This window comes from Agathobacter ruminis (assembly GCF_002735305.1).
GTDB lineage: Bacteria > Bacillota > Clostridia > Lachnospirales > Lachnospiraceae > Roseburia > Roseburia ruminis.
On sequence record NZ_PDYG01000100.1, the window covers coordinates 49,459 to 60,520 of the forward strand.

Sequence of the window (11,062 nt, forward strand, 5' to 3'; positions counted from 1 at the left end):
AAAAGAGTGCTAATAAACAGATAAAGGAGGCAACATAAATGAAGTTAGTACCATTATCAGACAGAGTTGTTTTGAAGCAGCTTGAGGCAGAAGAGACCACAAAGAGCGGTATCATTCTTGCAGCAGCAGCACAGGAGAAGCCACAGCAGGCTGAAGTTGTAGCCGTCGGACCTGGCGGTGTGGTTGACGGAAAAGAAGTGACCATGCAGGTAACCGTAGGTCAGAAGGTGATCTATTCGAAGTATTCCGGAACAGAAGTAAAACTGGACGGAGAAGAATATATTATTGTTCGTCAGAATGATATTTTGGCAGTTGTAGAATAGGAAAGAAGGAAACAAAAATGGCAAAAGATATTAAATACGGATCAGAAGCAAGACAGGCACTCGGTGCAGGTGTTGATAAATTGGCAAATACCGTTCGTGTCACATTGGGACCGAAAGGAAGAAACGTAGTATTGGAGAAGTCTTACGGCGCTCCGCTGATCACCAACGACGGTGTGACCATTGCAAAGGAAGTTGAGCTTGAGGATGCATTCGAGAACATGGGTGCACAGCTTGTAAAAGAAGTTGCAACCAAGACCAATGATGTAGCCGGAGACGGAACCACAACCGCAACTGTTTTGACCCAGGCTATGGTTCAGGAAGGCATGAAGAACCTCGAAGCAGGTGCAAATCCAATCGTGCTTCGTCGTGGTATGAAGAAAGCAACAGAGTGCGCAGTTGCAGCACTTGCAAAGATGAGCAGACCGGTCAACGGCAAGGATCAGATTGCAAAAGTAGCAGCCATCTCCGCAGGAGACGAGCAGACCGGTAATATGGTAGCTGACGCGATGGAAAAGGTAACGAACAACGGTGTCATCACCATCGAAGAGTCAAAGACGATGGAGACAGAACTTGACCTTGTAGAAGGTATGCAGTTTGACAGAGGATATCTCTCTGCTTATATGTGCACCGATATGGACAAGATGGAAGCTGTTTTGGATGATCCATATGTATTAATCACAGACAAGAAGATTTCCAATATTCAGGAGATCCTCCCATTGCTTGAGCAGGTTGTACAGGCAGGTGCAAGACTGTTGATCATTGCGGAAGATGTCGAAGGCGAAGCCCTGACAACCTTGATTTTGAACAAATTGCGCGGAACCTTCAATGTGGTAGCTGTCAAGGCACCGGGATATGGTGACAGAAGAAAGGCTATGCTTGAAGATATTGCAATCCTGACAGGCGGACAGGTAATCACATCAGATCTTGGTCTTGAATTAAAGGATGCAACCATGGATCAGCTTGGTCGTGCAAAGTCCGTAAAGGTTTCCAAGGAGAATACCGTCATCGTGGACGGCGCAGGAGACAAGGCTGCAATCGAAAGCCGTGTAAATCAGATTAAGGGTCAGATTGAAGAGACCACATCTGAATTCGATAAAGAAAAATTACAGGAAAGACTTGCAAAGCTTTCCGGTGGTGTTGCAGTAATCCGTGTCGGTGCAGCAACCGAGACCGAAATGAAGGAAGCAAAGCTTCGTATGGAAGATGCTTTGAATGCAACCCGTGCTGCAGTAGAAGAAGGAATCATCGCAGGTGGCGGATCAGCTTATATCCATGCATCCAAGGAAGTTGCAAAGCTTGCTGAGACACTTGAAGGCGATGAGAAGACCGGTGCAAAGGTCATCTTAAAGGCACTTGAGGCTCCGTTATTCTACATTTCCGCAAATGCAGGATTAGAAGGCGCAGTCATCATCAATAAGGTACGCGAGTCCGAAGAAGGTGTCGGATTTGATGCAGCCAAGGAAGAATACGGCAACATGGTTGAGAAGGGAATTCTTGATCCGGTTAAGGTAACCAGAAGTGCATTGCAGAATGCAACATCTGTTGCATCCACCCTTCTGACAACCGAATCTGCAGTCGCAGTCATCAAAGAAGATACCCCTGCTATGCCGGCCGGAGCCGGAATGGGCGGTATGATGTAATCTGTCGCTTGCTTGCGAAGCAAGGATGCGACTCGGAAATCTGTCGCTTGCTTGCGAAGCAAGGATGCGACTCGGAAATCTGTCGCTTGATTGCTTGCGTAGCAAGGATGCAAAAAGTGCTCTCGATATCGAGAGCACTTTTTTTATGCCTGTTTCAAGGTGGACATGATTTCTAACTTTTAAGGAAACCATTTCGACCTAATGTGGCTTTTAACACTACATTTACAACGCGTCTTGTATTATGTATAATCTGATATGTTGAATAAAAAAATTAAGATATGGTTTCAAAAAACACATGATGGAATCGACTAAGGAGAAAACCAAAATTATGAAGAACGTTTGCGTAATTACAGACAGTAATAGTGGAATTACACAAAAAGAAGCAAAAGAATTAGGGGTTGTGGTAATGCCGATGCCTTTTTATATTGACGGAGAAATGTTTTACGAAGATATCGATTTTACGCAGGAGCAGTTTTATGAGAGACTGCAAAGCGATTGCGAAATCAAGACTTCGATGCCGCTGGTGGGAAATGTGACAGATAAATGGGACAAGATTCTCCGTGAATATGATGAAATCGTATATATTCCAATGTCATCCGGCCTGAGCAGTTCCTGTGAGACCGCATATATGCTGGCGCAGGGATATGACGGAAGAGTTCAGGTGGTCAACAACCAGCGCATCTCCGTGACCCAGAGACAATCCGTGCTGGATGCAAAAGAATTGGCTGCAGCCGGAAAATCTGCAGAAGAAATCAAAGATATTCTCGAGAATGAGAAGTTTGAATCATCCATTTATATTATGCTTGACACCTTATATTATTTGAAAAAAGGTGGACGCATCACACCGGCAGCCGCAGCGCTCGGCACATTGCTGAAATTAAAGCCGGTATTGCAGATTCAGGGAGAGAAGCTTGATGCATTTGCAAAAGCAAGAACCGTCAAGCAGGCAAAAGATATCATGATTAAGACAATGCATCATGATTTTGATGAGCGTTTCAAAGATCCGGAAGGAAAAAATATGCATCTTGAGATTGCATATACCTATGACCGTGAAGCAGCAGAACAATTTAAGCAGGAAATGCTGGCTTCCTTCCCGAATTTCAAGGATGAAGATGTCGTATTGAATCCATTGTCACTGTCCGTATCCTGTCATATCGGACCGGGCGCTTTGGCAATTGCGTGCTCAAAAAAGATTCAGGTATTATAATTTTTGTGAGATATTTCGTTTACTTATGCAGGCAAATCCGCTATAATCAATAAGTAAAAACGGCAGGACAAGCGTGATGTTTTTACATCGCGCTTTTTCTTTGCAAAAATAAGTATTAATTTTGACGCTAGAAAAGAGGATGAGAAATGTCAAAAGTAGATGTGGTAATTGGTTGCTTTTACGGAGATGAAGGAAAAGGCAAGGTCATTGATTATCTCGGAACCACTGCAGATGTGGCAATCCGTGCAACAGGTGGTGATAATGCCGGACATACCATCAAAGTGAATGGTGTGAAATATGCAATGCATTTGATCCCATCCGGACTGCTTTCCGGACATACCGTTGGTATCATTGGCAATGGTGTGGTTTTAAATCCGCAGGTATTGCTCGATGAAATCCATAATTTGAAAGACCATGGATTTGATGTCGACCGATATTTGAAAATCAGCGAAAAAGCACATGTCATTTTCCCATATCACAGACTGTTGGATGCGGCTTTGGAAAAGGCAAGAAAATCCAAAATCGGTACCACAGGTAAAGGAATCGGACCATCTTATTGCGATAAATTTGAGCGTTGCGGCATTCGTATGGAAGATCTGTATGCAGAAGATTTCAGAGAAAAGCTGCAGGAACAGTTTGAATCGAGACTGGCTCTGTTAAAATTCTACGATCCGCAGGAAGATTATGACAAACTGCTCGACTTTGAAAAAGTACATCAGGAATATGTGGAATATGCGAAGCAGCTCAAACCTTATGTGTGCGATACCTTCACATTGATTCACAAAGCGCTTGAAGCAGACAAGAAAGTGGTTGTAGAGGGTGCGCAGGCAACACTTCTGGATATCGACTTTGGCTCTTATCCGTTTGTAACTTCTTCGAACCCGACCATCGGAGGTGCGCTGACCGGTTCCGGACTGAGTGCATCCGATATTGGAAATGTATATGGTATCATCAAGGCATATTCAAGCCGCGTCGGAGAAGGCCCGTATGTAACCGAACTGCTCGATGAGACAGGAGACCGCATCCGTGAACTCGGACATGAATATGGTACGACCACCGGTCGCCCGAGAAGATGCGGATGGCTCGATCTGGTGACACTGAAGTATGCAAAGCGCCTCAACGGCTTGACCGCATTGTCTGTCAACCATCTTGATACCATCGGTAAATTCGACAAGATTAAAGTTTGTACGGCATATGATGTAAACGGCACCATCACCGAAGACTTTACCACCAATCTTAATGTATTGAATCATGCGAAACCTGTATATCAGGAACTCGATGGCAATTTCGGTGACATCGAGGGCATTACAAAATTTGAAGATCTGCCAAAGAATGCACAGGATTATATCCGTTTTATTGAAGATTATATTGGAATTCCTGTGAAATTCATCGGAACAGGTGCAGACAGAGAAGCCATGATTGTTCGTGACTAAAACCAAAAACTCGATTGTCTGATTTGCGAGAAAGTTCTATAATAGTAAATAGTGTTTATTATAAAAACTTTAAAATAGACATAAGGAGACGAGAAAAATGAATGTATTAGTAGTAAATTGTGGAAGCTCTTCATTAAAGTATCAGCTGATCAATTCAGACACAGAATCCGTATTGGCGAAGGGCCTTTGCGAGCGTATCGGAATCGATGGCCGTCTGGTATATCAGAAAGCCGGCCTTGACAAGGAATTCACCGAGGCACCGATGCCGACACACAAGCAGGCGATTCAGATGGTTTTGGATGCGTTGGTAAATGAAAAGACCGGTGCAATCAAATCATTATCAGAGATCGATGCAGTCGGACATCGTCTGGTACACGGCGGCGAGAAATTCTCAAGCAGCTGCGTCATCAACGACGAAGTCATAAAGGGCGTAGAGGAGTGCAATGATCTTGCACCGCTTCACAACCCGGCAAACTTAATCGGTGTGCGTGCATGTCAGGAACTGATGCCAAATGTACCGATGGTTGGTGTATTTGATACCGCTTTCCATCAGACCATGCCGGCAACCGCTTATATCTATGGTCTGCCATATGAATATTATGAGAAATACAAAGTTCGTCGTTACGGATTCCACGGAACCAGCCACAGTTTTGTATCAAAGAGAGTGGCTGAGCTTGTAGGAAAGAATTACGAAGACTTAAAGATTATTGTATGTCATCTCGGAAACGGTGCATCCGTATCCGCAGTCAAGAATGGAAAGTGTGTAGATACTTCCATGGGATTGACTCCGCTCGAGGGACTTTTGATGGGAACCCGTTCCGGAGATCTCGATCCATCCATTCTTGAATTCATCTGCCAGAAAGAGAATCTGACAGTATCCGAAATGCTGACTGTATTAAACAAAAAGTCAGGTGTGGAAGGAATTTCCGGGGTGTCTTCCGACTTCCGTGATCTGACAGCAGCTGCTGAATCAGGCAATGAAAAGGCAGCACTTGCAATTGAATCATTCTGCTATCGCGTTGCAAAATATGTCGGTGCATATGCAGCAGCAATGAACGGTGTGGACGTGATTGCATTCACAGCGGGAATCGGAGAGAATGATGACAATGTTCGTTCTAAGATTATGGGATATCTCGGATATCTCGGAATCGGACTGAACGAAGAAGTAAACAAGAAGACACATGGCGATGATGCAATGATTTCCACCGCAGATTCAAAGGTTCAGGCATGGGTTGTTCCAACCAATGAAGAACTTGCTATCTGCCGTGAGACAGTCGCACTTGTGAAATAAAAAAGATATTGACAAATTGCAAACATCTCGCTATAATAGTTCGAGTGTGGGTAGGAGTAGACCATGATTTTTGATATTACTGATGTTATAAAGACAATCAATAAGAAAAAAACATACGAAGCTCCGATTGAATTGGAGACATTCAGCTCGCGTTTGGGAGATTTCCCAATCACGAAAAAAGCACCTGTGAATCTCACTGTTGAGAACCAGGAAGATGCGGCATTGCTCGTATCCGGTACGGTTGAATTGACAATGGAGATTCCATGCGATCGCTGTTTGGAACCGGTTCCTACCGATTTTTCATTTCAAATCGACAAAAAGCTGAAGCTGGTTGACGGTGAGGCAATCGATGAGGAAATGGAAGAAACAGACTACCTGATTGGGTTTGAAATGGATGTAGACAAATTGATCTACGCCGAAATCTTGGTGAACTGGCCGATGAAAGTTCTGTGCAAGGATGATTGCAAAGGAATTTGCAAAGTATGCGGAATGAACTTAAACGCAGGCACCTGCAAATGTGACACTTTTGTTCCAGATCCAAGAATGGCAGCAATCCAGGATATATTTAAAAATTTTAAGGAGGTGTAAACAGATGTCTATTTGTCCAAAGAATAAGTCTTCTAAGGGAAGAAGAGATAAGAGAAGAGCAAACTGGAAGATGAGCGCTCCTACTTTAGTTAAGTGCAGCAAGTGTGGTGAGCTTATGATGCCTCATCGTGTTTGCAAGAACTGTGGATCATACAACAAGAAAGAAATCATTCCACAGGCATAAGAAACATGAATTCAAAAACCTCTCGCTTTATGCGAGAGGTTTTTTATGATACAGGAAATTTCTCCGAAATTCCTATATCATAAAAAGCGCTCCGCTATGGATGCGCACTCGTGCGATAGGAATATGTTGCCTTCAGCAACCGCACTCGGCGCGAGCATGTTGCAAGCAACATGCTTTCTTGTACCTGAAAAACAGCTTTTCGATTGCAAAAAAATTTTGTATAATAGGGAATGGTTTTATGAAACCTGAATAAAAATAGGATGGTGAGGATTATGGCAGAAACTTTGAAAAAAAGAAGTGAGATTCCGGAGAACCTGAAGTGGGATCTTTCTTTGATTTATGAGAATGATGATGCGATGTACCGTGATCTTGAAAAGGTCGTAAAGATGGCCGATGAGATTGAGCAGGAGTTTAAGGGACACCTGAACACGGCAGATGCAATCTGTAAATGTATGGATCAGCTGGCAGAATTTCATTGCACGGTATCATGGATTGGGGAGTATACGATGCTTGCGGTATCGGTGGATTATACCGATGCAAAAGCTCTGAAGAGGGATGAAAAGGTCAGCAATGAATATCGCAAGGCAATCAGCAAGCTGTCTTTCATCGAAGGCGAGATTGGAGAGGCCGATGCGAAAGTCATTGAAGAGGCAATTGAGAAGACTGCAATCGCAAAGAATTATCTGCGTGATATTCTGCGTGCACAGCCACATCGCCTGAGCCCGGAGACAGAATTTGTATTGTCGACACTGGATGATACTTTGAATGCAAGCTATGGTTTATATGAGCAGACCAAGCTTGCTGACATGAAATTCCCGGATTTTGAAGTGGATGGCAAGAAGTATCCGCTCGGCTATTCTCTGTTTGAGGATAATTATGAATACGAAAAGGACACCGCGGTACGTCGCGCTGCATTTTCTGCATTTTCGGCAAAATTGCGTGATTATATGTATACGACGGCTGCTGAGTATCAGATGTGCGTAAAGCAGGAAAAGCATATGGCGGATTTGCGCCATTTTGATAATGTATTTGATTATCTGCTGTTTTCACAAAAAGTAACACGTGAAATGTATGACCGTCAGATTGATCTGATTATGGAGAAACTGTCTGTGCATATGCGCAAATATGCGAAATTGCTGCAGAGAACCAACCATTTGGACAAGATGACCTATGCAGATTTAAAGATTGCACTGGATCCGGAATACGATCCGCATGTTACCATCGAACAGTCCAAGGAATATATTCTTGAGGGACTTTCCGTTCTGGGTGAAGATTATGGCAAAATGCTCAAGGAAGCATATGAAAAACGCTGGGTGGACTTTGCACAAAATGAAGGAAAGTCAACCGGTGGATTTTGTGCATCGCCGTATCAAAAGGGATCGTTTATCCTGCTTTCATGGAATGAGCGCATGAGTGATGTATTTACTCTGGCACATGAACTCGGTCATGCAGGGCATTTCCGGCTTTGCGGACAAAATCAGAGCTTTTTTGATGCAGAAGTATCCAACTATGTGGTGGAAGCACCTTCTACCATGAATGAACTATTGATGGCAGAGTACCTGAAGGAAAAGAACGCGGACGATAAGCGTTTTAGAAGATGGGTGCTTTCCGCACAGATTTCGAATACCTATTATCATAATTTCGTAACGCATCTGCTCGAAGCGGCTTATCAGCGTGAAGTATACAAACTGATCGATCAGGGAGAAGCGGTTCCGGCAGAGACTTTAAATGAAATTTATCGTGGTGTGCTTGAAAAATTCTGGGGAGATGCAGTGGAACTGACAGATGGATGCGAACTGACATGGATGCGTCAGCCGCATTATTATATGGGCTTGTATTCCTATTGCTACAGTGCGAGTCTGACCATCGCAACAGAAGTGGCTCAGCGCATTCGCAAGGACTGTCAAGCAGTTGATGACTGGAAAAAGACTTTGATGGCGGGCGGTACCGTAACACCGGCTGAATTTGCAAAGATGGCAGGCGTGGATGTGACAACAGATCGCGCACTTTGCGATACCATTGATTACATCGGATCAATCATTGATGAGATTGAACAATTGACCGACGAGTTGGAGGCATAAATGTTGGATGAAGAAAAGTTGCGCAAACTATATGAGGTGAATCCGTTTAATCAAACTCTGGGCGGAGAAATTCTTGAAATCAAAGAAGGATATGCAAAGGGACGCCTGGAAATGGACGCGCGTTATGAGAATATTTACGGAGGCATGCACGGCGGATGCCTGTTTACACTCGCGGACTCTCTGTGTGGTATTGCAGCTGCAACTTACGGACATTATGTGACGACATTGAACGGCAATATCAATTATCTGCGTGCGGCAAAGAACTGCAGGGAAGTGATTTGTGAAGCGCAGGTGGTGCGGATGGGCAGAACCATCGGTGTCATAGACTATACGATTTGCGGGGATGATGGAACACTTTTTGCCACAGGCACTTTTCATTATTACGCATTACAGGAAGAATTAGAATAACAAAGGAGAATACCATGAAAACAGAATGGAATTTGGACAAACTTTATCATGGACTTGACGATCCGCAATACAAAAAGGATTACAAGACCTGTGAGGAACTGATTGAGAATTATAACCGGGTGATTGCTGATATGCCGGATGTGCCTGGAGTCAAAGAAGCAGAGCAGATCCTTTTGCTGCAGGAGCAGATTCAGGAAACATTTATGAAACTGATCCTCTATGTGGAATTGCGTCAGGCAACCGATACTGAAAACGGTGATCTGATGGCAGAATCCAACAATCTGACACGTCTCGACTCCACAAAGGTTGCAAGCGATACCAGAGCCGGCAAGATTCTGGCAAAACTCGACAACATTGAGGAGGCTGCCAAGCAGTCGGAAGTGATTGCGGATTATCAGTTTTATCTGACCAAAATCAAGGAAAATGACAGTCATATGCTTTCCGATGAGCAGGAAGAATTATATGCGCAGATGGATATGACCGGCGGATCCGCTTGGTCTAATTTGCAGAATTATCTTTCTTCAACCGTGAAGGTAGATTATGACGGCAAACAGATCACATTGACTGATGTGCGTAATCTGGCTTATGATGCCGACAAAAAGGTCAGAAAAGATGCATATGAAGCAGAAATTGCCGCTTATGACAAGATTGCGGATTCTGTTGCCTATGCATTGAACAATATCAAATTGCAGATGAATATGATTGCAGAGAAGCGCGGTTTTGAATCTCCGCTTGCGATGACTTTGCAGCAATCCAATATGAAGCGCGAAACACTCGATGCCATGATGGGTGCCATCAAGGCACATTTGCCAAAGGTGCGCAGATATTTCCTGCATAAGGCAAAAAAACTCGGATACGAAGGCGGTTTGCCTTGGTATGAACTCTTTGCACCGCTTGGAAAGGATGAGCGCAAATATTCCATTGACGAAACAAAGGAAATCCTGACAGGCACCTTTGAAAAATTCACGCCGGAAATGTCCGGATTGATGCGGGAAGCATTTGAAAATGAATGGATTGATTTCTATCCGCATCAGGGCAAGAGCGGCGGCGCGTTCGACTGCGGTGTATCCATGATCAAGGAAAGCCGTGTGCTGACCAACTTTGACGGTACATTTACCGCAATTGATACACTTGCGCATGAACTTGGACATTCCTTCCACGATCGTCAGGTGCAGGATAACAGACCGATGAATCAGGATTATCCGATGCAAGTGGCAGAGACCGCTTCCACATTCAACGAGACATTCCTTTGCAGCAGCTATGTGGCAAATGCAAAATCGGATGAGGAGAAGCTGGCACTGCTTGAGGGTCTATTAAAAGAGCAGACACAGTGTATCGTTGATATTTATTCCCGTTACCTGTTTGAGACGGCTGTATTTGAACAGTGCGAGAACAAGTTCCTGATGACGGATGATTTGAAAGAGCTGATGCTGGATGCACAGCGACAGGCATACGGAGAGGGACTTGATGAGAACTGCCTGCATCCGTATATGTGGGTATGCAAGGGCCATTATTACAGCACCGGTCTGAGCTTTTACAATTTCCCTTATGCATTTGGCGTATTATTTGCAGCTGGTTTGTATCATCTTTATCTCGAAGAAGGTGCAGAGAGCTTTGTGCCGAAATATAAGGCAATGTTAAAAGCAACACCTACCTGCAATGTAGAGGAAGCAGGAGCTTTGATGAACATCGATCTGACCGACCAGAAATTCTGGGAGTCTTCACTGGAGGCAATTGAAGCAAATATTGATGCATTCTGTGCATTATAATCATATGGAATCACGAAACAGGCTTTGCATGCAAAGCCTGTTTTTTGATTGCGTTCATGGACACAGGCAATGGCAGAATACGGATATGATAAAAACTTGTCGACAAGTTGACGAGTTGGGTGTAAAATGGTTTTAACG

The 11,062-nt window shown here is 44.0% G+C and carries 10 protein-coding genes; all 10 read left to right on the plus strand.

Annotated features, from left to right (window positions below; all coding sequences use genetic code 11):
* The first annotated feature begins 38 nt into the window (after positions 1-38).
* Positions 39-323: a co-chaperone GroES gene (locus CSX02_RS10560; RefSeq protein ID WP_099386649.1), complete on the plus strand. Its 285-nt coding sequence runs from the start codon at positions 39-41 to the stop codon at positions 321-323.
* Positions 324-340: 17 nt separating this feature from the next.
* Positions 341-1,963 carry a chaperonin GroEL gene (groL, locus tag CSX02_RS10565; RefSeq protein ID WP_099386650.1) on the plus strand — a complete coding sequence of 541 codons (1,623 nt, stop codon included), beginning with the start codon at positions 341-343 and terminating at the stop codon, positions 1,961-1,963.
* A gap of 328 nt (positions 1,964-2,291) precedes the next feature.
* A complete protein-coding gene (locus CSX02_RS10570; RefSeq protein ID WP_099386651.1) occupies positions 2,292-3,170 on the plus strand; it encodes a DegV family protein in 879 nt (292 codons plus the stop codon).
* 146 nt (positions 3,171-3,316) lie between these two features.
* Entirely contained in the window at positions 3,317-4,603 is a 1,287-nt protein-coding gene (locus CSX02_RS10575) for an adenylosuccinate synthase (protein WP_099386652.1), read from the plus strand.
* Between the two features lie 97 nt (positions 4,604-4,700).
* A complete protein-coding gene (locus CSX02_RS10580; RefSeq protein ID WP_031543478.1) occupies positions 4,701-5,894 on the plus strand; it encodes an acetate kinase in 1,194 nt (397 codons plus the stop codon).
* A gap of 63 nt (positions 5,895-5,957) precedes the next feature.
* Positions 5,958-6,482 (plus strand): YceD family protein, encoded by a 525-nt coding sequence (locus CSX02_RS10585; RefSeq protein ID WP_189281519.1) that lies wholly within the window; start codon positions 5,958-5,960, stop codon positions 6,480-6,482.
* Between the two features lie 4 nt (positions 6,483-6,486).
* Positions 6,487-6,666 (plus strand): 50S ribosomal protein L32, encoded by a 180-nt coding sequence (gene rpmF / locus CSX02_RS10590; RefSeq protein ID WP_031543476.1) that lies wholly within the window; start codon positions 6,487-6,489, stop codon positions 6,664-6,666.
* 272 nt (positions 6,667-6,938) lie between these two features.
* The gene (pepF, locus tag CSX02_RS10600; protein ID WP_099386654.1) at positions 6,939-8,747 is read left to right on the plus strand and encodes an oligoendopeptidase F; all 1,809 of its coding nucleotides are present in this window, start codon (positions 6,939-6,941) and stop codon (positions 8,745-8,747) included.
* Positions 8,748-9,155 (plus strand): PaaI family thioesterase, encoded by a 408-nt coding sequence (locus CSX02_RS10605; RefSeq protein ID WP_099386655.1) that lies wholly within the window; start codon positions 8,748-8,750, stop codon positions 9,153-9,155.
* A 14-nt stretch (positions 9,156-9,169) separates the two neighbouring features.
* A complete protein-coding gene (locus tag CSX02_RS10610) occupies positions 9,170-10,924 on the plus strand; it encodes a M3 family oligoendopeptidase (RefSeq protein ID WP_099386656.1) in 1,755 nt (584 codons plus the stop codon).
* Positions 10,925-11,062 lie beyond the last annotated feature (138 nt).